Below are 21,510 nucleotides of genomic sequence, written 5' to 3' on the forward strand. Positions count from 1 at the left end.
CTAATAACATCATCGAGCATTAATTTTTGTATATAATTGATTTTTATAATAATTAATGTTTTACCTTTCTAGGGGCTAGTGTATCTCCGATCTGGATGTTTTGTAGTTCAAACCTCTTCAGACAGTATTTACAGCGGCCTGGAAAACGGAGTGACAATTCCCAGATAACGCGACGGGACTCATGGCAATGTGGACAAATTATCTGAATTTTCGCCGTCGATACATCTAAATATCAAAGAACACACCAGTGTTAAATCATGTCTCATAACCCTATAAACGCTGGTACTGAACCCTGACTTCAGTTTTTAATGTATATCAATAAAGACTCTTTGTGGGAGCTGGCTGTATATTATTTTCGTCGAAAAAAATGGCGAATTGACCAACACACCTTTTGAAATTAAGGAGGCAATGATTAAGGGGGGGTATTGTGCCTGATTTTGATTTCAGCGTGGCTTAATACAATATATTTCGCCAAAGTCAGATATTTCCTACAAATAAAAATCCTTTGCCTATGGTCAGTTTGAAGTAACGGGGCTATTATTTTTTGGAAATAATATTATTGTCGTGTATTAGATCTTATGAGTGGGTATTTATATTCTAATAATAATATTTTAAATATAGTCAGGCTAGGTTAATTCTTCATAAAAATGATGATTTAGATATGAGTAATTAATTTTTTGTTTAAATAGAGTGATTCTTTTGCCAGTCCATCTTACTGATGTTTCCTTGTGGAAATATAATTACATCATCAATGTTGAGAGCATCCCCGCAATGAGTAAATAGCCCAATAAATATTCTGCGGCGTTTGTCTGAGAAACAGAATTAAGATGCCAGTATGTGCTGATTAAGATATTAGAATGTTATTTAGATCACGGTGTGCGCAACAATGCTGCCAACTGATTGCTATCGTGACGAAGGTATCTGACCGGTTATCCCTTGAAATACTGGAATCAGAGCAATCCCGTATTGATACATTGACTGTGGAACTGGAAGAAACTGAAATGCATGATGACGAGAATGATATGTAGCCACTCACTCAATAGTGCTCAAGGTATTCTCTTAAACACTATTGAGGGAGAGGGCGAGAGGTTATTCGGTTTCAAACCAGTCGGTGTTTTGCAGGGCAATAGGAGTGATGGAATAGATCATTTCCTGTAAGTGCTCATGAATAGCACGCTCGGCGGCATCCGGATCCTGTGCCTTTAAGGCTTCAAAGATATGGTAATGCTGCTGGATCAGCCTCTCTGGTGGCGATACTTCACTCAGGCTGAGGAAACGAACCCGATCCATAGTGGCTTTGATGGTTTCGATGGTTTCCCAGGCTAGGGTACAGTTGGCCATTTGGGTCAGTAACTGATGAAACTCATCGTCCAATGCCAAAAATTCTCTGATTTGATTGTTCTGAGACGCCAGCTTTTGGCGATGCAGGTTATGCTCCAATATCATTAATTGCTGTGCGGTGATATTGATGGCGACGCGGCGTACGATCGCGCATTCCACTGCTTGGCGAATGAAACGACCGTCGGCCACCCGTTTGGCAGAAATCTTCATCACAAAAGTGCCACGCTGCGGCAAGATCTGCACCAGACCGGCCTCCGCCAGCTTGATAAATGCTTCGCGCACTGGCTGGCGTGACACACTAAAACGGGTAGCGATTTCTTTTTCGGAAAGTAGTGTGCCCGGTGGGATCGTGCAATCGACAATATCTGTACGCAGAAAACGATAGATTTGCTGATTAACAGGTACGTTGTTGGTGAGGCTGTACGATTCAGACATGGCAACAGTCAATTAAAAAGAATAAGTTCGAATGTCACCATACTAGCAGATTATCCTTCGATAACGGATGGATAAATCCACCCGTATCCAGAGATGTGAGAGCGTTAGCGTGCCAACACTTTAGCCACTGTTGATCTGGCTCCGTACGCTAACAGTGCCAGATAAGCCTGGGTTACGGCACTAACGAACGTTTGATTATCCGGGAGGTCACGGCCAAAGACTGAATCCATTTGTAATAACGCCTGTACTCGAGCTTCCCCTTCAGTGCTAGCTGCTACTAAGTGTGCAATTTCTTCGCGTAAAGGATCACTTATCTCTATAGGCTGGCCTTGCTCATCCTTGCCACTTACGTAGCGCATCCAACCAGCAACACCCAGAGCCAGACAGGCGAAATCACTGCCGTTGGCCAGATGCCAACGGATCGAGTCCAGCATACGCTGAGGCAACTTTTGTGTGCCGTCCATGGCGATTTGCCAGGTTCGGTGCTTCAGCGCCGTATTGCGATAGCGTGCCAGTAGGGAATCTGCATATTTTTCCAGGTCGGTACCTGGGGTATTCAGTGTGGGAGCTTGTTCCGCCAACATCAGATGGCGAGCGGCTTTGACATAGTGCTCATCTTGCATGCAGTCACTGATATGCTGATAGCCGGCCAAATAACCAAGATAGGCCAGAAAAGAATGGCTGCCATTTAGCATACGCAACTTCATCTCTTCAAAAGGCAACACATTACTGACCAGTTCAGCCCCAGCCTTTTCCCAAGCAGGGCGACCGGCAACAAAATTATCTTCAATTACCCATTGGCGGAATGGCTCGCAGGTTACGGCAACAGGATCTCGCACACCGGTTTGCCGTGCGACTTGCGCCAACGAATCTGTGGTAACGGCCGGAACAATGCGATCGACCATAGTGGAAGGGAAGGTAACATTGGCTTCAATCCATATCGCCAGAGCCGGATCGATCGCTTTGGCATAGGCGGTGATCACGTTGCGTGTCACATGACCATTTTCTGGCATATTGTCGCAAGACATCACGCTGAAGGCTGGTCGCCCCGCAGCCTTGCGCTGTGCCAACGCTGCCACAATGACTCCAACGGCAGATTGAGGCCGCTGCGGATTAGCCAGATCCTGGACAATCAAAGGATGTTCCAACTGCAGTTGACCTGTCGCGGGAGAGTGGCAATAGCCTTTTTCGGTTATCGTCATGGAAACTATCGCGACTTCTGGCTGAAGCAAGGCTTGGAGTATGGCTTCCAACCCATCGGTTTGTATATGGAGTGCCTGCGTGATCACGCCTATAACCCGGCACTGCCAGGCATCGGCTGACATTTCAGCCACACTATAGAGATAGTCTTGCTGTTTGAAGTCGGCAATTTGCTGTTCGCCGCCGATCAGGTTTATTTCACAATATCCCCAGTCGCTACCCTGATTTTGTGCCAGGATATCGGCGTACACGGCCTGATGAGCGCGATGAAAGGCCCCGAATCCTAGATGAACCAGGCGAGGGATTAGTTTGCTGCGATCGTATTGAGGGAGTATGGCATTGGCCGATAATAGCTTGGTGTTCATGTTAAAACTCATTGTGTGGTGTATTGAGTTGCCGCAGCACAGTGTCTGCGGCAAGGGGCCTAAACCGCTGTTTGAGGGTTAATACCGGCTTACGCTTTTGGCGACTGGCAGCGCTTCGCTTTCAGCCGCGTCTTCAACTACGCTCAAATCGCGATCTCTCACTTCAGGCATTAATACCGCAGCCAATAAACCGATAGTGGAATAAACAATCATCATTATCGCAATTGGCCACCAGGAATCGGTGATATTGCAGAAGATACCAGCCAATACCGGACCAAAACCAACGGCGACCAAACCACCAGCCTCTTTGGAAATGGCCATGCGGGTAAAGCGGTTACGCGAACCAAACATTTCTGCCATGGTGATATTCTCTAGCGCAAACAACCCGAGCACCGCGACGTTATGGATAATAATGATGGAGGCCATAATCACGCTAACTTCGTTACTCTTATCCACAATCATCGAAATCATTGGGTAAGCCAGAATAATGGCCGAGATATTAACCAGAATATAAGGTATTCGACGACCGATCTTATCGGAGATCCAACCGAGTAACGGAATGGTGATAAAGCCAATGGCGGAGCTGATCATTAAGGCATCCGTTGGGATCGCTTTTTCAAACAGCAGGGTTTGCACTAGATAACCGGCCAGGAAGGTTTGGATCAAACCAGAGTTACCAGCCTGACCAAAACGCAGCCCAGTCGCCAACCAGAAAGATTTGCTACTGAACATTGCGGAAAGCGAATGGGTATTATCAGCCACTGCGCTATCGTCATTAACTTTTTCAAATACTGGGCTTTCTTTCAGATTCAGTCGCAGCCAGATGGCGAAGATCATCACAACAACGCTAGCCAGGAAAGGTACGCGCCAACCCCAGTCTATAAGCTCCTCTTTCGACAGGAAGAAGAACATGATGGCCCAAATGGCAGTGGCGGACAGGGTGCCACAGTTGGTGCCCATAGCCACCAGTGAGGAGATAATTCCACGCTTACCCGTAGGCGCATATTCTGCCAACATAGTCCCAGCTCCGGATATTTCTGCTCCGGCCCCCAATCCCTGGATAATACGCAATAGCACCAGGAGTAACGGGGCGAAGATACCGATTTGCGCATAGGTTGGCAGCACACCGATTAAAGTAGTGCAGATACCCATCATGGTGATGGTAATAAACAGCACTTTCTTACGACCGATGGTGTCCCCCATGCGACCAAAGAAAAACGCACCAACGATCCGGGCGATATAGCCTGCACCGTATGTGCCCATCGCCAGGATTAATGCCATGGCGGCGGATTGTTCCGGGAAAAATATTTCATGAAAAACTAATGCTGCACCTAGTGAATAAAGCTGAAAATCCATAAATTCTAGCGCGGTGCCCAGCCAGCCGGAAACGGCTGCTTTGACCAAATCTGAAGTGCTTCTTTCCGGCTGGATGGGGCTAATTTGTGTATTTATCATTATTCTGTTCTCTGCAATTTGTTGTTGTAAGTACAGCAAAGATTGGGTTCAGAGGCCCGGTGTCGTTCAGGTAGCTGACCTGGCTGCAACCTGAACGCTGTCGGTTTAGAATTTCAATAGGACCTTACAGCACTGTTTTTGGTCTTTTTCAAAAATCTCCATTGCATCCAGTACTTGTGCATAGGCAAACTGATGCGTAATCAATTTCTTCGGGTGTATCTTGTGATTTGTCATCCAGTCAATCACTTGCGGGAAGCGATTACTGTTCAGACGTGAGCTGTAAATGGTGATTTCTTTGCTGGTAATGGCCTGCTGACTGAGTACACAGGGATCAGCAGAAAAACCCATAATGCCGATACGCGCCGCTGGAGACGCCAGTCCGATGGCCTCAGGCAGGATTGCCGGGTGGCAGGCCGCGTCGATAATTAACGTTGGCCGAATACCCCTATCTTTCAGTTCGCTCGCTAAATCGAGATTACTGTTGTTGATCACCTGATCGGCACCGTTAGCAGTTGCCATCGCCAGACGTTCATCAATGCGGTCCACCGCAATAATCTCTTTTACGCCGTAAACGCCGCGTAGCGCCTGAATTGAAGTCAGGCCCATTGGCCCGGCACCATAGACCAAAGCAACGTCCAACGGACCGGGATCCATCTGGTTACAGATATTGGCGGCGATGGTAAAGGGCTCGACCATCGTGGCTTCACTATCGGGGATACTGTCAGGTACCTGATGGGCATTTTTAGCCGGTAGCGTCAAATATTCACTGAAACCGCCATCACGGTGTACGCCAATAACTTCCAGTTCGGTACAAACATTAGGTCGTCCTACCGAGCATGGATAACAGTGGCCACAGCTGACCACCGGATCGCCGACGACACGCTCACCGATACGTGACGGATCCACGCCTTCACCGGTGGCATCAATGTGTCCAAAGAACTCATGACCAATCACTCGTGGGTATTTAGCGAAGGGATTATGGCCGTGGTAAATATGCACGTCAGAGCCACAAATCCCAGCACTTGAGACGCGGATACGGACCTCCCCTTGCAGTGGTTGTGGCACAGGACGATCTTCAATGACCAGTTTATCTGGCTGTTGAACCATTACGCTTTTCATCTTTTTCTCTCCAGTTACCAGTTCCATAAGGTGCCATCTTCTAGGCGTGCCACCGGCAGGTAGGCCGGATCATAGGGATATTTAGCGGCCAGTTTTTCGTCGAACTCGATGCCCAACCCCGGTTTTTCACCTGGATGCATATAGCCGTTGTCGAACGTCCAGTTGTGTGGGAATACCTCTAGCATTTGCTCGGAGTAACCCATGTATTCCTGTACGCCAAAGTTCGGCACCCACAAATCAAAGTGCAGGGCAGCCGCCATGCAGATTGGTGAGAGATCAGAAGGGCCGTGCGAGCCAGTACGCACCTGATATAGTGAGGCGAAATCGGCAATGCGGCGCATCCCGGTAATGCCGCCGGCATGGGTGATAGTGGTGCGGATATAGTCGATCAGTTGTTCTTCAATCAGTTGTTTGCAGTCCCAGATACTGTTGAATACTTCGCCGACGGCGATTGGCGTCACGGTGTGTTGGCGGATCAGACGGAAGCATTCTTGGTTTTCTGCCGGTGTAGGATCTTCCATCCAGAACAGACGATATTGTTCGACACTCTTGCCAAAACGGGCGGCTTCAATCGGTGTTAGGCGATGGTGCATGTCGTGCAGCAAATGTTCATCAAAACCAAATTTGTCACGTACGGCCTCAAAAAGTTTGGGGGTGAAATCGAGATATTTCTCTGTTGACCACAGCTGTTCTTCCGGCCAATTACCTTTAGTGGCGGGTTCATACGCCTGCCCTTTTCCTTTGGCCATGCCATAGGTGGTTTTCATCCCCGGCACGCCACATTGCACTCGGATCGCTTTGAATCCCATTTCCTGATGTTTGGCGTAATCGTCCAGCACTTCATCTATTGAATGACCCGTCGTGTGGCAATAAACCATCACGCCGGTGCGTGAAGCGCCGCCCAGTAGTTGATACAACGGCATATTGGCCGCTTTGGCTTTAATGTCCCATAGCGCCATATCCACAGCAGAGATGGCAGACATAGTGACCGGGCCACGCCGCCAGTAAGCTCCTTTGTAGAAAAACTGCCAGATATCTTCAATTTGATGTGCATTACGGCCGACCAACTGCGGGCAGACATGGTCTTTCAAATAAGACGCCACCGGTAGTTCGCGGCCATTTAGTGTGGCATCGCCGATACCCGTGAGCCCGCTGTCGGTGGTGATCTTTAAGGTAACGAAGTTTCTTCCTGGGCAACTGACAAACACTTCGGCTTTAACAATTCTCATGGCATCCACATCCTGCTATTGCTGATAACGTATGAGCGGAAAATAACCCTGAACCAACTACCATACAAGTATGATTTGTGAAACTTGCCAACAGAGATCACAGTTATCAGTAGATAGAAGACAAGGAATTGCAGTTAAAGAGTGGGGGAAAAGTGGGGGAACATTAGTCGGCCCGTATCTGGGCATCATGCTGATCAACTAAGTCGAAAGGTAAGCAGCGCTGTGGCTCGACACTATTAAAGAAGAGTAGATGAATGCCATTATATTTGTTTGGATACCATCTCACGTGAGTATCTCGGTAAATCGGATATTCTTACACCACCGGACTTCTCATGGTTATTGCTGCAGGGTATCTTAGCCGTGTTGAGACATTAACAGACGTTGAAGTGTGCGGCATGACTGATCCACTGCATTTTACGACCGATGATAATAAAAGCTGGATGAATGGGACGCACGGTAGGGCTCACTTAAGAACCCGTATTCGTGGTGACTAATGGTATGTGATTATCGGCAGCCGGTGAGCATATGCGCGGAATTCGTTACTCTGATGCCCCATAAACTGTAACCCAGTAATATGGTAGCCGAGCTCACAATGAGACTCGGTGAAATCACGCTGTCATTTTCAGAAGGCAACTACCATCTATTTAGTTAACCGATTATTATTAATCACTTTACTGTCAATCGAGAGGCCTGCGTAACCACTATCCTTGATATCATTGACGGTAAGACGTCCCTCAACATCAACACGTAAATGATGCACCTTACTGAAGGTACCAGGAGCACTTAAACTTACACCTGTCCATGCAAATTTTGAGTAATACTCGCTCAATTTTTTCTCCTGACTAGCCATAAACGCAGGGAGAGGTGACAGATCGACCCTATCAAGAGAAATCAAGTAGTCATTAATATCGAATTTTGATGGGTCACCCATAACTTTGATCTCTACCAGGCGAGGTTTATTAAACTCACCGGTTTTGTTATCCATACGCATATTTAACAATTTCCTTGGGTCCTCCGGATTTTGGTAAGAGACCGTACAGTTTGTCATTATGCCTTGTGGCCTACCAGCCTTGCGGGGATCAATCTCACCGCCAGAAGCGAAAGATGCTCTTATAGTTGAAACTTTTGCCTTATCGCCGAGTTTTTCTTTAACTTTATTAAAACAAATATCTATTCCATCTCGCAGAGAATATTTATAGTTCTCTACTGCGTCATTAGCATATAAGGGAAAATGCAGTAACATTGTCATACCTAGAGCGATGGATAATCTGCTCAATTTGGCCGAACTTGGCATGGATAAACCTCGTGAATTTTAATTATGTAAAGGTGTATGAAACTAAAGTTGCTTTTAATTTAAACAGTAAAGTAATATTTTTCCATCATTAAATTAGGATTATAATATTATTTGAGTAATCAAACCTACAAATTATAAGTAATCTTTCTGTTTTATTATGGGAATCACTCATGTTAAATAAATTTATCGCATTTTTAATGCTGTTTTAGCTTCGTTATTTCTCAATGAAAATATCATAAATTTATGAATTTAATGATAAAAATATTTTATATTGCCATTCTGCACTGAATCAATAATAAAAGTGACCATGTTGCATTATGACATTATCGAGTAACATAATTTTATTATTCCCTGCCATACTTATATTACCACTGCGTTAATTATCACGTTCGGATCGATATCCTCCCCTCGCTGATATAAGTGTCATATCGTTTAAAAATAGGTGGTTCCATTGAGTTTATACGTCAAAGACTGACGCTATAAGATATTTCTTGAAAATGGCAAGATATACCTTATAGGCTGTAAGTAATAACGGAATCAATATTGTTAGCATGCCGTGTATATTATTATGTGTATAGAGTTGTATTCGAATGATAATGTTTTAAATATATTAATGGTAGGTTAGCTTTTCATTAAAAATGATGATTCATGAACGATGAGTTGATTTTTATTTAAAATGAAGGCGGCCATAATCGCTCGCTCGATTCCCAAGACCAACTTCGCACCCAAAGTAATCGCTATATCATGCCACTGGTACGGTGATATCGCCGGCCGGTTACGGTAACAGCAAAACCCGAACAGAATCCCGACAGTCGGGCTACAGCACTGGCGTCTATAGCACCTGGTATGCCGACAATGTCAATAAAACCGGCCTATTTGTCGATAACTGGGCGCAATACTGTTGGTTCAATAACCCAGTTAATGGTCAGAATTTGAATACCGAAAAGTATAAGTCCAAGGGGATGACCACATCAGTAGAAAGCGGTTATACCTTCAAGGTGGGCCAGTTACTTTATGCGGCAGAACCTGCTACGTCAGAATCTGCAGGGGATGAGTTAGTCCCCTGCAGAGTAATTTGCTGGCAAATTAGGCCATCAAAACAAAGGTAATTGGCCCATAACACTGCTATAGAAAAGCATTCGCCCGACCAGTTCACCGGAAACTACCGCAATGCCAGCCAGTAATCCTACTGCGGGCGAGAAACGCGTTCCGCTACGCAATAAGGTGAACAGTGCGGCGCTGACCAATATGCCGGCACAAAGTTGCCACCACAGCAGTAGGCCAGCCGCACTGGCCTCGGCAATCTGATAGCGACCAATCAGTGCTCCGATAACCAGCAAAATACCGAGCAGTATTCCGTAGCGAATAATACGCGGTACTACCAGACCACAAACATTAAGCACAATCCCCAAGGTGGTAAAGCCAAGTAGCACCGGAGTGCCGAGAAATGCCAACTGGGTAAAAGGGGCATGCCACAGCGAGTGACCCACCATTTGAGAGTATATCTGCGCCGAAGCTAAGATTGCCCCAGTACCCACGACCACACTGAGCAACCCTAGTACCGAAATGAGTGCTGTTTGCTGCGGTCGCCGCCAACAAGTGAGCAACCACAGCAACATGCATCCATTCAATAGCACGAAGGCAACGGCTTCGCGGCTGAGCCAGGAATGGTTGATGCCGAGTATTGCCCGATAAGCTCCTGCAGGGCTGCCAAGGTGTGCAAGAGATAGTGAGGAACCGAGAACCTCAATTAACCACAATGCCAACGCCAGAGTTTTAAACTGCTGCAGCGACAATCCAGCCTTATCCGATTGGACGGTGCTGAGTCGATACAAGGTGAGTGCCAACACGCCACCGATACCCCATTGGCTCAGCACAGTGAAAAATACCAATGGAAGTTCATATTGATCCATAATGCCTCCTTATTTGTCCGCCGGAATGATAACGACATTCGGGCCGCTGATACGATGATCCGGCAGGTGATAGCGAGCTTCCAGACTGGCCCAGTCAGTGGTATGCCGTTTTCTCAGTTCTTCGATTTCACCGAATAACAGTACGCCAGCCGGACAAGACTCAACACAGCGGGGGAGCAGACCTTCATCTAGCCGTTCTGCACACAAATTGCACTTGCTGGTTTTCCCTTCCTGCGGATCGAATACCGGGGCGTTATAAGGGCAGGCCATGATGCACATGCGGCAACCGATGCACTTGTCATGATCCTGCACCACGATGCCATCAGGCCGCTTGCTATAAGTGTTTGCAGGGCAGACTTTCATACATTGCGGGTCATCACAGTGGTTGCATGACATGGATATAAACCCACCGGTGTTGGGGTTATCGGTGTTGTACTCACGCACCCGTCGCCACAGTACTCCCGGAGGGGTATTGTTTTCAGATTTACATGCCATTGAGCAGGTTTTGCAGCCGTAGCAGCGTTTGATGTCGATCAGAAAGCCATATTGTTTAGACATTGATTATCCCTCCGCTCTCACGTCAACCAGCGTGCTGTTACAGCAGTGACCGATACCCAAGACCTCGAACTGATCGTTAGTAATGTGGCTACTGCTACCTCCCTGCTGTTCCCACCAACCGTTATCTAGCGAGACCACTCCTTGCTTGATCTGAGTGGTGACAACGGCAATAGCCCGATGCTCACCGCGATCGTTGAAGGTGATTGCCCAGTCGCCATGGCGGATACTGCGCCGCTGGGCGTCCTGTGGATGGATCATGACATTAGGTTGGTCGCGCTGTACCTCAAGTATCCATTCGTTCATTCCATGGCTGGAGTGCACGCTGCGTGCCAGCTTGCGCTGTACTGCCATCAGCGGGTATTTCTGTGCCAACTCTGGCGAACCTTTGACCGACTCTTTGACCTGAAGATAAGTCACCAACGGGGGGAAATCCTGCTTTTGCCATTCTTCAATAAAGAAGTGCGCTTTTTTGGTTGGTGTGCGGAATATCCCGTCCTTGAACGGGATCCAATCGCCTTCAACTGGGCGGACTGGTCCTTTTCTTAACTGCTCCAAGGTGATTCCTGACCCTTGTAGGCAGGTGTTGATATAGTGCTCAATCGGCTGATTGAAGACGTCACCGAAACCAAAACGTTCTGCCAGTCGGGCAAAGATCCAGTAGTCGGGCTTGGCTTCACCTGGCGGTTCTACGGCTTTTTCCATCAACTGTACATAGTGGCTGCGCACCCCTGCCATCAGACTGACATCCTCGAAAATAGTGGTGACGGGAAGCACCAGATCGGCATAGAGCGCGGTAGAACTCATCAGATTATCAGCGACCACGACAAAGGGGACTTTCTGCAATGCCTTACGTACCTGATTGGTATTCGGGAGTTGGGTCATCACGCCCATTGTCATGATCCACCAGAACTGAATGGGATGAGGTTTATCATTGACAATCCACTCGCCGACTTTGGACACGGGGATTGGAGTAATTTTCTTGGCATTGGGGGCTGGTGGAATAATTGGACTAAACTTCGCCATCTGTCTTGCGCCACCGGCATCGCAAACGCCAGCGCCTCGCTTGCCAATATTACCGGTCAGCAGAGCAAGGTAGAACTGACTGGCAGCGACGTAGGTGCCGAATTCAGTACGTTGGGCACCGGACATATTCTGGATAATCATCGCCGGTGCATTGCTAGCATAATCTCGAGCCAGGCGCAGAATGGTACCCACAGGAATATCAGTTTCCGCAGCAACGCGCTCCACTGGCCAAGCTGCTGCTTGCTGATAGATTTGCTCAAACACGGTACTGTAGCCACTGTTGACCGGAAGCTGGTGCTGGAATAGCGCAGGTTCAATTCCTGGGCTGTCATGGCGTACCAGCTTCTGACTGATTACATCAAAGACTAAATAGCTGTTGGCGTCCTGTGGATCCGCGCGCATCTGTTGGTTATCTGGTGTTACCAGATAGACCGCTCCGGTATGTTGACGCAGGAATGTAGCGTCAATGCGTTGCTCCTCGATGATGATTTTCATCATGCCCAGTGCCAGTGCAGTATCGGTACCCGGAACAATAGGGATCCATTCATCCGCTTTGGCAGCGGTTTCACTGAAACGCGGGTCGATAACTACAATACGTGCGCCATTTTCCTGCGCCTTGATGTAGTTTTTGTAATAGGCGTGCATAGTCACCGCCGGGTTGTTACCCCAGCAGATAATGTAGCGGCTATCGGCAATGGTATCGCGGGTGTCAGCATAACGAAGCCCGAGCATCGGCATCATTGCCGCCGTGACAGCCGAACAACACAGTGAACCCGCCTGTTTGGTTGAGCCGCCAAGATAATCGAAGAAAGCTTTGCCCATGTCGTTTTTGATTGAATCCATATTACCGGCATGGGTCGAAATCAGCAGACCTTCATTGCCATGACTGGCCATAGTGGAGCGAATATTCTTTTCAATTAAATCGAGTGCTTCGTCCCAGGATATGGGCTTGAATCTTCCTTCTCCTTTCTCTCCGACACGCAGCAAAGGCGTGGTAATACGCTTCTTGTGATATACCCATTTGGTCCGGCTGATACCCCGCAGGCAACATTTCACGTTGAAGTCTTTACTGGACTCAATTTTAATCAGTTTATCCTGGTAGACATAGGCGGTTAGGTTACAGTGCAGACACTCCATAGCGCAGGTTGAACGGAAGGTTTTATAGTCCGAAAGTTGTAGACGCACCCGAGGAAGTGGGGTGCTTTGTCCGGGTGCCAGGGAAAAGGCGCAGGGAGAGATGGTAGCAAGCCCCACCACACCAAGTCCTTTCAACAGTGTTCGGCGATTAAGCCGGAGTAACGAGAGATCATCCATTAGTAATCCTCTTTATAATTTTATATTTATGTGGTGCGACATCACTGGTGTTCACAATGAGTAAACCAAGTTCACCTAATGTGGATCTTGAAGAAAATCAAATTAACGATTAATAGGTAGAGGAAAATTCTACTAATGAGAGGTGAGTAGAAGAAATTCACCCGTTGAAGGTGTAGCGGAGTAAACGCACATGCAGGTTTGATGTCTCTGAAGCAGTAAAAATGTTAAATTAATCTCAGAAATTAATAAGACAATTGGGATGAGAACGTGACAGAGGCACAAGGTATAAATTCGGTCGATATTGCGGTTTCTGTTCTGGAGAGTGTCACGGCGCTGGGCGGAACTGCGCGTGCTGCGGATATCGCGCGCATGAGTGGTCTGTCGAAAAGTCGGTTACATAAGTATTTGGTTTCTCTCTGCCGCTGCCAAATGTTGTATCAGGACCGCGCCACAAGTCGCTATTCCCTTGGCAGTAAATTACTGGCGCTGGCCTCAGTGGCAGAAAAGCAAAATACACTGCTGACCATTATCAATAATGCCCTCTGCGAACTGCGCGATGAGCTCAATTACTCTACCGGGCTAGTTATTCGTCAGGGTGAGCACCTGCTATTGACCAACTATAATCGTAGCTATAAGAATATCGACATCGACTACCTTGGTAATACTCCGGTGCCTTTGTGCTCTAGTGCAGCAGGTTGGGTATTCATGGCATTTGATTCTTCTCTTGCAGTGCAGCCCAATGTCGATCCCGCAGCACTGGAAAAAGTGCGGCGGCAGGGATACGCAGTGCGCTATCACGCGACCGAGGGGATACCCGGAGCACGGGCCATTTCATGCCCTATCTTCAGCCAGAGCAGGAAACTACTTGGAGCAGCAACGACGATGGGATTCATTCCCGCTGAAGAGACTGAAATTGTGCGTTTAGCCAGTTGCCTTACGGCCAAAGTACGTGCTCTTCAGTTGTAGGTTTAGATAGTCAACAAGCGTGGGATATTGGGTACGATTTTTGGCTATTTTAGTTTCCATCAGGCCATTATCGTGGGTTCCTCCACTCTTTCTTTGACGGGCACTGTTGCAAAAATCTTGCTGTGGGAATCCGATACCGGCTTTTCTCTGACGTAGCGTTATATGGATCCGTTCAACAGTTGGTATTTTCAGCGAACTATTATCCTTTGTACCGAGCAGTTGATAGCCAGGGTTGGGTTGAAGCAGGTGTTGGGTTATTTACGCAATTCGGAGCAGTCGTAGCGCATCATCACAAATAACGCAGCTGGGTGTGAGCGTTGTTGCAACGACATGGGGATGTAGAACCCTGCTAGGTGAAATACCACTACATATCGATGAGAGTGTTGACAGTTTGCGGGATATTCTAGAGCAAGAGTTGATGTAGTATATTGAAGTGTGAGGGATTATTGAGCCTTGCTGATTTGACGCTAGAGGAAACTTTGTGTAACCATAACGCGTAAAAAAGTCCACTTAATTTAACAAGTGAGCTAATTGATTGCTAACTACTTTTACAATTCAGATGGCGAAATTACGAGCGTATCGTATTCCTACCCAATCACCTGCTTGTTAAGATTGATGTTCAGTCACAATAACAAACAAGCTTAAATATGGTGCCCGGACTCGGAATCGAACCAAGGACACGGGGATTTTCAATCCCCTGCTCTACCGACTGAGCTATCCGGGCAACGGGGCGCATTAAACCGTATTGGCACCAAATCGTCAATGAGTTTCTCATATATTGGCGATCGGTTGCTCTCTTTTCATGCGAAAATAGCTAAAAAACTGTTGAGATGAATGTTTTTTGCTGCAATTCAAAGTTTCATCTGCTTGATATATAGATTTTTTATTTTTCAGGTTGTTAAATAACAATGGCTTAGATATTCACTAAATATGCATTTTTATTGAGTTGTAAGGGTTGAATAGCCTCCAAAAACATGCAATTATTGCGCAAATTTAGCGTTATTATTCATTCCTCTAGTCCATATCATTTCAAGAGTTTAAGCCGGAGGCGGTTATGGCAGTTTTACACTATCCAATGCATATCAAACGCCTCAAGTGCCATTTCCACTGTATTACTTCTGCTCAGTCTCTTATCCCCTCCATGCGGTAAGGCTACTCGTTGCTCACTGTTAGGCATTATTAAAAGTAGAGCTGCTGCTCTGATTTTACTGATGTTTATTGGTCGATGCTGAGACCCGTTCACTTATTCATTCAGGTTGCGACTTTGGCTGGGAAAAGTGCGCGTTAAAGATATCAATTTACCGGCATCACATAAGTTCCCAATATTGTGTGATGTCATCTATATGCCAAAGTGGCAGCCTCATACCTGACCGTTTGAGAGTAAGTGACATGACACAGTTAAAAATAGCAACAAGTGCTCGTTTGGCTTCTTATGTAGAAAGCCAGCGAGGAGTGGTATACCTCAATCAGACTGATTTTACCGATGTTGCCGCAGTGGTGATGTCGGTTGAAGATGCGAATATCGGTCTATTGTCAAAGCTGCATGATTTGGGCTTTGCTATCCCTACTTTTGTTGCGGTCACCGCTGAACAGACGGTATCAGCAGATTATTTGCCCCTGATTAAGGGGGTCATCACTCTTGGGGAAGCAAATAAAGCGTTTTACAACGCGCAGATAGAAGCTGCCGCCAGTGAGTATCAAAAAAATCTATTACCACCTTTTTTCTCAACATTAAAAAAATATGTTGAGATGCAAAACTCAACCTTTGCATGCCCTGGGCACCAAGGTGGGGAATTCTTCCGTAAGCATCCGGCTGGCCGTCAATTTTTTGAATTCTATGGCGAGACAATCTTCCGCTCAGATATGTGCAATGCCGATGTCAAACTAGGCGATTTACTGATTCATGAAGGAGCGGCAAAAGAGGCACAAAAATATGCGGCGAAGGTCTTCAATGCGGATAAAACCTATTTTGTTCTGAATGGAACTTCATCGGCCAATAAAGTAGTGACCAACGCCTTGTTAACTCGTGGTGATTTGGTGTTATTTGATCGTAATAACCATAAATCCAACCACCATGGTGCTTTGATTCAAGCTGGTGCAACGCCCGTCTATTTGGAAACTGCTCGTAACCCATTTGGATTTATTGGTGGTATTGATGCCCACTGTTTTGATGAGCGTTACTTACGTCAACAGTTGCGCGAAGTTGCGCCTGAACGTGCAAATGATGCTCGGCCATTCAGATTAGCGATAATCCAATTAGGTACCTATGACGGTACGGTATATAACGCGCGTCAGGTAGTTGATAGTATTGGTCATTTATGTGATTACATTTTGTTTGATTCTGCCTGGGTAGGTTACGAGCAATTTATTCCGATGATGAAAGATTTCTCGCCGCTCCTATTGGAATTAAATGAAAATGATCCTGGGATTATTGTGACTCAGTCGGTGCACAAGCAACAGGCTGGCTTTTCACAGACCTCACAGGTGCATAAAAAAGATAACCATATCAAAGGACAAAAGCGCCACTGTAACCATAAGCGTTTTAATAATGCGTTTATGTTGCACGCCTCGACCAGCCCATTTTATCCATTATTTGCGGCTCTGGATGTCAATGCCAAAATACACTCTGGTGACAGTGGCCGACGCATGTGGATGGATTGTGTAAAACTCGGTATTGAGACTCGTAAATTATTATTAGCACGCTGCTCAATGGTTCGGCCATTTATTCCACCGATGGTAGGCAGTAAAAATTGGCAAGATTACGATACTGAGATTATTGCTAATGATGCTCGCTTCTTTAATTTTGTACCTAATGAACGTTGGCACGGATTTGAAGGCTATAACCAAGATCAGTATCTGGTTGATCCTTGTAAACTATTGCTGACGACACCGGGCATTGATGCCAACAGTGGCCAATACACCCAATTTGGTGTGCCAGCAGCAATATTGGCAACCTTCTTGCGTGAGAATGGTATTGTGCCGGAAAAATGTGATCTTAACTCGATCCTGTTCCTACTGACCCCGGCAGAAAATCCAGCCAAAATGGCACATCTGGTTGATATGTTGGCTCAATTTGAGCGCTATATCGAACAAGATGCACTGTTGTGTGATGTATTACCGACCATCTACCGGAAGAATGAAGGGCGCTATCGCGGCTATACTTTGCGCCAGTTATGCCAAGAGATGCATGACCTGTATGTCAGTTATGATGTTAAGCAATTACAAAAAGATATGTTCAGAAAAGAAGGTTTCCCACCGGTTGTCATGAATCCGCAAGATGCCAATATCCAGTTTGTTCGCGATAATATTGAACTGATTCCTATTGCAGAGGCTGAAGGGCGCATTGCTGCCGAAGGGGCTTTACCTTATCCACCGGGGGTGCTGTGTGTGGTGCCAGGTGAAGTATGGGGTGGGGCAGTGCAGCGTTATTTCTTGGCGTTAGAAGAAGGTATCAACTTATTACCCGGCTTTTCACCAGAACTGCAGGGTGTTTATATTGAAAAAGGTGATGTTGAGTGGCGGCGTATTTTTGGTTACGTCATCAAGTGACTTGAATAAAAAAGACAGCTGACGAGGATATCGGCTGTCTCAATATAAAGATGACTATGGAGTTTATCAGTAACCGAAATAGCGTGCCAGCAAGACAGTGCCGGAAATCAGCAATAAGATATTTATTATGCGAATGAGTTGATCGCGGCTAAGTCCCAAACTGATTTTATTGGCAACCGCCAACCCGACTAACATTCCCGGAACCAGCAGTAATACCATCCATAGAATCGACAAGTCCATATAGACCCCAGCCAGAGTAAATAAAATGACTCTGGTTAGGGTGCTAAGGCCGATAAGGGTCGTCTGAGTGATTCGCAAATTGTCTTTGCTGGCTATCCGCCCGGATAAATAGATGGCATAGATAAACCCGCCACTGCCAAATAATGCGCTAAAGATACCGCCAATTAAGCCAAAAGGAATGGCCGCCGTAGGCTTGAATTGCCCTTGGGGTTTGCGTCGACTAAGGGCGTAAACCGCATATACAATGACAAAAATACCTAATGCTAATAGCAAAATATCGGGCCGGGTGCGCAGTAGTACAGTCGCGCCAATCAAGCTGCCAATAATCATTAAGGGCACTAGTCGTTTGAGCTCTGCAATATCTGCATGGCGACTATGGCGTGCCACATTAGTAATGGCGGCAAACATGTCGACAATTGCCAGTAGTGGAACAATTTTAGCCACGGGAATAAATAGTGCTAACACTGGGCTAGCTATTAGCGCGGAGCCAAATCCGGTAAGGCCAAAGATAATATAGGCGATGACCATAGTGGAGAAGATTACCACCATTTCGAAAACGGTAAGTCCGAAGTCCATTTATTCAGTCTGCCGGTGTAGGTAATGAGATTATGACTATAGCGCTTTATTGAGAATGATTATTATTAAAGTGAGCTAATTGCAAAAAATGGCACAGCGAACTGTGCCATTTTAATATTACTCAGCAGTACCAACAAAATTAGTGGCGGCGATAGCTTTTCTGCGCGCTATTCACTTTCACCAGATAACGGCGAGACTCACCGGACGGATGTTTAGTGGTTAGCGTTTGGAATACATCCCCTGGAGCCATATTATTGATAATATTCACCGCTTGGTTCTTATCGCTGGAGAATACCCGCAACACGCTGCCTGCCCCGCCATTATAAGAGGTAATGACAGCATAGCGTCGTGAGGTCGCATTTTGAATGCCGCCCAAATAGGTATTTTGCAAGATTGCCAGATAAGCAGTGCCAGCATCAATATTATTTGCAGGATCAAATAGATAGCTACGGCTTGGTTGGCCGCTTTTGCCTTTCAATTTGAAGACATCTCGCCCGGCAGTATGCTGAACAACCTGCATTAGACCCAGTGCATCAGAGCCGCTCACGGCATATGGGTTAAAGCTCGATTCTGTTTGCATAATAGCCAAAATCAATGACTCTTCCACCCCATATCTCTCGGCGGATTGCCGTACCAGTGGCAGATATTTATGAGCGCGTTTATCCAAATGGTTCGGTACTAATTGCAAGGTTACTGACCAGATAACATGCAATCCAGACGTGCGTTTCTGCATTTTGGTTTGCAATAAATAATCGGCGAAATGTGCTGCTCGCCATTCCCAGCGAATAGGTTGGCCATTGTTATCCAGCACCTGTCCGTACAGGAAAGGCTCTTTACTGATCTGAATATCGTTAGCATCAGAGTAGAGGTCGATCGAGCCGGGATCATCACCCATCAACAATGTAGTAATAATTGCCTGACGCAAGTGAGCCGCCGGATCGGTCGTTGCAATAGTTTCAACCGTAATGGTACCGGCATCAAAGTTAATATGGCTGCGAGTTTGATATTGATCCGTATACTTCACGTAATCTTTTGGACCCGCGATTAAGACTTCTTTTAATCCCCAAATATTTTCAATGTTATGGGCAAATTGGCCCATTAAAATCTCAAAACCGTTAGTGTCTTTGATAAAGGCTTCGTTTTCTGCCTGATTTTTATTGCCTGAGCAAGACACTAATAGTGGTGCAATTACCAGCAAAGCTAAAATTTTCTTCATCTTAAAAGCCATATATTGATGAAAAATATCCCTGTCATACTTCAAGTCGCCTGCGCGTTGTCTCTCCTTCACTCACTTCAGCCACTTATTGATATAAACTCCTGAAGATTCGCTCTGGTGCCGCTTTCCTGCAATTTGAATTATTTAGGTGATAACAGCGGGGCCAAGAGGGCCCCGTGTAGTTACTTACTCGGCGGAGTGTAACCTGCAATGTGAACATCTTGCCCCTCGAACAAGAAATTAACCATTTCCTGTTCCAGCAATTTGCGGTCTTCTACATTCATCATGCTGAGCTTCTTCTCATTAATCAGCATGGTTTGTTTAGTTATCCATTGTGACCAAGCTTCTTTTGAGATTTCGTTATAGATACGTTTGCCGATTTCACCCGGATATAGCTGAAAATCTTGTCCTTCAGCATCCTTCTTTAAAAACGTGCAAAAAATCGTTCTGCTCATGCTTAATCCTCTCCAAATAACGCTGTTTGGGTAGACGGTTGGGTGCCCACTGATTACTTTGCTAGCGGTTGTTTTGCTAACTGGTGCAATAAGCGCTCAACTGGGGCAGCCAAGCCTACCGAAGGTGGCTGTGCTAAGTTATACCAGAGACCTGCGCCATCATCCATGCATCCACGGTTTGATGCAGTATCCAGCCACATCGGGACAATATCCAAATGGAAGTGACTGAAGGTATGGCGAAAAGCCGTTAACTGCTGCAAGTCGCTTGGGGCAAGGCCCCGCTGCTGTAACCAATTATTCAGTTCTTCTTGCTCTGCAAATTGTGGGAAGCAGAATAACCCGCCCCATAACCCCACGGGCGGGCGCTGGTCGAGCCACACTTGCGAGTCATTCTGCATCAATAGGAAATAGGCCGTTTTCTCCGGTATGGTTTGCTTGGGTTTTTTACCCGGATAGCTCGCCCAACTGTGGTTGGCATAAGCAAGACAGCCGAGATTCAGCGGGCAAAGCTCACACTTGGGTTTAGAGCGAGTACAGACGATAGCGCCTAAATCCATCATTGCTTGATTGAACTGGCCAACACCTTTGGCGGGAGTGATATCTTCGCTGATCTGCCATAAACGGCCTTCGACATCTTTTTTACCGGGCCATCCTTCAACGGCATAGCAACGAGCCAATACTCGCTTAACATTGCCATCTAAAATAGGGAAATGTTGCCCCAATGAGAGCGATAAAATTGCCCCTGCAGTTGAGCGGCCAATTCCGGGCAGCGCGAGTATTTCATCAAACGTTGTAGGGAACTCGCCCTGATGGCGCTCTACCACTGTCTGAGCTGCTTTATGTAGATTCCTGGCGCGAGCGTAATAACCCAGCCCGGTCCATAAATGCAAAACCTCATCCAGCGGTGCCGCAGCCAGAGCTCGAATATCAGGGAAATGCTGCATAAAACGTTGGAAATAAGGGATAACGGTCGCAACCTGCGTTTGTTGCAACATCACCTCTGACAGCCAGACTTGATAAGGTGTTTTATCCAACTGCCATGGCAGTGTTTTGCGACCAAAGCGTTGGTACCACTCCAGCACCTGGTGCGCGAATTGTTGCGCTTGCATCATAAGCAGGTATCGATATCCGGCAGATTAATAAATTAGGGCTGGATTGCAGCATAGAGTTTGGTGGCTGTAAACCGGAACTTTCCGCCTTTCCCCTTTGTACTTGAAACCACAGCAGTGTTAGCCGCTTTCACACCGGAATTGTTGTCTTAT

At 46.5% G+C, this 21,510-nt stretch carries 17 protein-coding genes, 1 tRNA gene and 1 pseudogene; 5 read left to right on the plus strand and 14 right to left on the minus strand.

Translation table 11 applies throughout. The annotated features are described in order from the left end of the window. Positions 1-857 precede the first annotated feature (857 nt). Positions 858-1,028 carry a hypothetical protein gene (locus DJ58_RS23380; protein WP_153802876.1) on the plus strand — a complete coding sequence of 57 codons (171 nt, stop codon included), beginning with the start codon at positions 858-860 and terminating at the stop codon, positions 1,026-1,028. Between the two features lie 61 nt (positions 1,029-1,089). Here DJ58_RS23380 and DJ58_RS13235 read toward each other — a convergent pair whose 3' ends face one another. The 5 genes from DJ58_RS13235 to manD form a co-directional block, all read right to left on the minus strand. Next, the gene (locus DJ58_RS13235; RefSeq protein ID WP_032910310.1) at positions 1,090-1,776 is read right to left on the minus strand and encodes a GntR family transcriptional regulator; all 687 of its coding nucleotides are present in this window, start codon (positions 1,774-1,776) and stop codon (positions 1,090-1,092) included. Between the two features lie 104 nt (positions 1,777-1,880). Then, positions 1,881-3,341 carry a mannitol dehydrogenase family protein gene (locus DJ58_RS13230; RefSeq protein WP_032910308.1) on the minus strand — a complete coding sequence of 487 codons (1,461 nt, stop codon included), beginning with the start codon at positions 3,339-3,341 and terminating at the stop codon, positions 1,881-1,883. Positions 3,342-3,419: 78 nt separating this feature from the next. Further along, positions 3,420-4,796, minus strand: coding sequence for an MFS transporter (locus DJ58_RS13225; protein WP_177426617.1), 1,377 nt, complete (start codon positions 4,794-4,796; stop codon positions 3,420-3,422). 105 nt (positions 4,797-4,901) lie between these two features. After that, on the minus strand, positions 4,902-5,915 hold the full coding sequence (locus tag DJ58_RS13220) for a Zn-dependent oxidoreductase (RefSeq protein ID WP_032910306.1): 1,014 nt from the start codon (positions 5,913-5,915) through the stop codon (positions 4,902-4,904). A 14-nt stretch (positions 5,916-5,929) separates the two neighbouring features. Continuing rightward, positions 5,930-7,144, minus strand: coding sequence for a D-mannonate dehydratase ManD (gene manD / locus DJ58_RS13215; RefSeq protein WP_032910304.1), 1,215 nt, complete (start codon positions 7,142-7,144; stop codon positions 5,930-5,932). 332 nt (positions 7,145-7,476) lie between these two features. On the opposite strand from manD, the gene DJ58_RS23385 reads away from it, so the two are divergent. Then, a complete protein-coding gene (locus DJ58_RS23385; RefSeq protein WP_004706864.1) occupies positions 7,477-7,638 on the plus strand; it encodes a hypothetical protein in 162 nt (53 codons plus the stop codon). A gap of 146 nt (positions 7,639-7,784) precedes the next feature. Here the strand turns inward: DJ58_RS23385 and DJ58_RS13210 are convergent, their stop codons facing one another. Further along, positions 7,785-8,438 (minus strand): hypothetical protein, encoded by a 654-nt coding sequence (locus DJ58_RS13210; RefSeq protein ID WP_004706863.1) that lies wholly within the window; start codon positions 8,436-8,438, stop codon positions 7,785-7,787. Positions 8,439-9,113: 675 nt separating this feature from the next. On the opposite strand from DJ58_RS13210, the pseudogene DJ58_RS22630 reads away from it, so the two are divergent. Beyond that, positions 9,114-9,445: pseudogene (locus DJ58_RS22630) on the plus strand (autotransporter outer membrane beta-barrel domain-containing protein); the annotation flags it as partial. A gap of 87 nt (positions 9,446-9,532) precedes the next feature. Here the strand turns inward: DJ58_RS22630 and DJ58_RS13205 are convergent. Genes DJ58_RS13205 through DJ58_RS13195 form a run of 3 tightly spaced genes read right to left on the minus strand, consistent with a single transcriptional unit; the run spans position 9,533 to position 13,246 of the window. Continuing rightward, the gene (locus tag DJ58_RS13205; protein ID WP_004706862.1) at positions 9,533-10,351 is read right to left on the minus strand and encodes a dimethyl sulfoxide reductase anchor subunit family protein; all 819 of its coding nucleotides are present in this window, start codon (positions 10,349-10,351) and stop codon (positions 9,533-9,535) included. Positions 10,352-10,360: 9 nt separating this feature from the next. Further along, positions 10,361-10,909: a 4Fe-4S dicluster domain-containing protein gene (locus tag DJ58_RS13200; protein WP_004706861.1), complete on the minus strand. Its 549-nt coding sequence runs from the start codon at positions 10,907-10,909 to the stop codon at positions 10,361-10,363. Between the two features lie 3 nt (positions 10,910-10,912). Beyond that, positions 10,913-13,246: a molybdopterin-containing oxidoreductase family protein gene (locus DJ58_RS13195; RefSeq protein ID WP_032910302.1), complete on the minus strand. Its 2,334-nt coding sequence runs from the start codon at positions 13,244-13,246 to the stop codon at positions 10,913-10,915. Positions 13,247-13,513: 267 nt separating this feature from the next. Between DJ58_RS13195 and DJ58_RS13190 the strand changes: the two genes are divergently transcribed. Beyond that, positions 13,514-14,212, plus strand: a complete 699-nt coding sequence (locus DJ58_RS13190) for an IclR family transcriptional regulator (protein ID WP_004706859.1) — start codon at positions 13,514-13,516, stop codon at positions 14,210-14,212. A 648-nt stretch (positions 14,213-14,860) separates the two neighbouring features. Here DJ58_RS13190 and DJ58_RS13185 read toward each other — a convergent pair. Beyond that, positions 14,861-14,936 (minus strand) — tRNA-Phe (locus DJ58_RS13185). A gap of 665 nt (positions 14,937-15,601) precedes the next feature. On the opposite strand from DJ58_RS13185, the gene speF reads away from it, so the two are divergent. Continuing rightward, the gene (gene speF, locus DJ58_RS13180) at positions 15,602-17,761 is read left to right on the plus strand and encodes an ornithine decarboxylase SpeF (protein WP_004706855.1); all 2,160 of its coding nucleotides are present in this window, start codon (positions 15,602-15,604) and stop codon (positions 17,759-17,761) included. A gap of 66 nt (positions 17,762-17,827) precedes the next feature. Here the strand turns inward: speF and DJ58_RS13175 are convergent, their stop codons facing one another. The 4 genes from DJ58_RS13175 to mutY form a co-directional block, all read right to left on the minus strand. After that, positions 17,828-18,577 carry a sulfite exporter TauE/SafE family protein gene (locus tag DJ58_RS13175; protein ID WP_032910301.1) on the minus strand — a complete coding sequence of 250 codons (750 nt, stop codon included), beginning with the start codon at positions 18,575-18,577 and terminating at the stop codon, positions 17,828-17,830. 139 nt (positions 18,578-18,716) lie between these two features. Next, positions 18,717-19,793, minus strand: a complete 1,077-nt coding sequence (mltC, locus tag DJ58_RS13170) for a membrane-bound lytic murein transglycosylase MltC (RefSeq protein ID WP_032910345.1) — start codon at positions 19,791-19,793, stop codon at positions 18,717-18,719. A 182-nt stretch (positions 19,794-19,975) separates the two neighbouring features. Continuing rightward, positions 19,976-20,248 carry an oxidative damage protection protein gene (locus tag DJ58_RS13165; RefSeq protein ID WP_004706852.1) on the minus strand — a complete coding sequence of 91 codons (273 nt, stop codon included), beginning with the start codon at positions 20,246-20,248 and terminating at the stop codon, positions 19,976-19,978. A 53-nt stretch (positions 20,249-20,301) separates the two neighbouring features. After that, entirely contained in the window at positions 20,302-21,360 is a 1,059-nt protein-coding gene (gene mutY, locus DJ58_RS13160; RefSeq protein ID WP_004706851.1) for an A/G-specific adenine glycosylase, read from the minus strand. Positions 21,361-21,510: the final 150 nt, after the last annotated feature.

Origin of the sequence: Yersinia frederiksenii ATCC 33641 (assembly GCF_000754805.1) — a bacterium.
Taxonomy (GTDB): domain Bacteria; phylum Pseudomonadota; class Gammaproteobacteria; order Enterobacterales; family Enterobacteriaceae; genus Yersinia; species Yersinia frederiksenii.

Coding starts and splice junctions, on each gene's coding strand:
- DJ58_RS23380 (WP_153802876.1), top strand. CDS start 858: ATGTTATTTAGATCACGGTGTGCGCAACAATGCTGCCAACTGATTGCT.
- DJ58_RS13235 (WP_032910310.1), bottom strand. CDS start 1,776: ATGTCTGAATCGTACAGCCTCACCAACAACGTACCTGTTAATCAGCAA.
- DJ58_RS13230 (WP_032910308.1), bottom strand. CDS start 3,341: ATGAACACCAAGCTATTATCGGCCAATGCCATACTCCCTCAATACGAT.
- DJ58_RS13225 (WP_177426617.1), bottom strand. CDS start 4,796: ATGATAAATACACAAATTAGCCCCATCCAGCCGGAAAGAAGCACTTCA.
- DJ58_RS13220 (WP_032910306.1), bottom strand. CDS start 5,915: ATGAAAAGCGTAATGGTTCAACAGCCAGATAAACTGGTCATTGAAGAT.
- manD (WP_032910304.1), bottom strand. CDS start 7,144: ATGAGAATTGTTAAAGCCGAAGTGTTTGTCAGTTGCCCAGGAAGAAAC.
- DJ58_RS23385 (WP_004706864.1), top strand. CDS start 7,477: ATGGTTATTGCTGCAGGGTATCTTAGCCGTGTTGAGACATTAACAGAC.
- DJ58_RS13210 (WP_004706863.1), bottom strand. CDS start 8,438: ATGCCAAGTTCGGCCAAATTGAGCAGATTATCCATCGCTCTAGGTATG.
- DJ58_RS13205 (WP_004706862.1), bottom strand. CDS start 10,351: ATGGATCAATATGAACTTCCATTGGTATTTTTCACTGTGCTGAGCCAA.
- DJ58_RS13200 (WP_004706861.1), bottom strand. CDS start 10,909: ATGTCTAAACAATATGGCTTTCTGATCGACATCAAACGCTGCTACGGC.
- DJ58_RS13195 (WP_032910302.1), bottom strand. CDS start 13,246: ATGGATGATCTCTCGTTACTCCGGCTTAATCGCCGAACACTGTTGAAA.
- speF (WP_004706855.1), top strand. CDS start 15,602: ATGACACAGTTAAAAATAGCAACAAGTGCTCGTTTGGCTTCTTATGTA.
- DJ58_RS13175 (WP_032910301.1), bottom strand. CDS start 18,577: ATGGACTTCGGACTTACCGTTTTCGAAATGGTGGTAATCTTCTCCACT.
- mltC (WP_032910345.1), bottom strand. CDS start 19,793: ATGAAGAAAATTTTAGCTTTGCTGGTAATTGCACCACTATTAGTGTCT.
- DJ58_RS13165 (WP_004706852.1), bottom strand. CDS start 20,248: ATGAGCAGAACGATTTTTTGCACGTTTTTAAAGAAGGATGCTGAAGGA.
- mutY (WP_004706851.1), bottom strand. CDS start 21,360: ATGATGCAAGCGCAACAATTCGCGCACCAGGTGCTGGAGTGGTACCAA.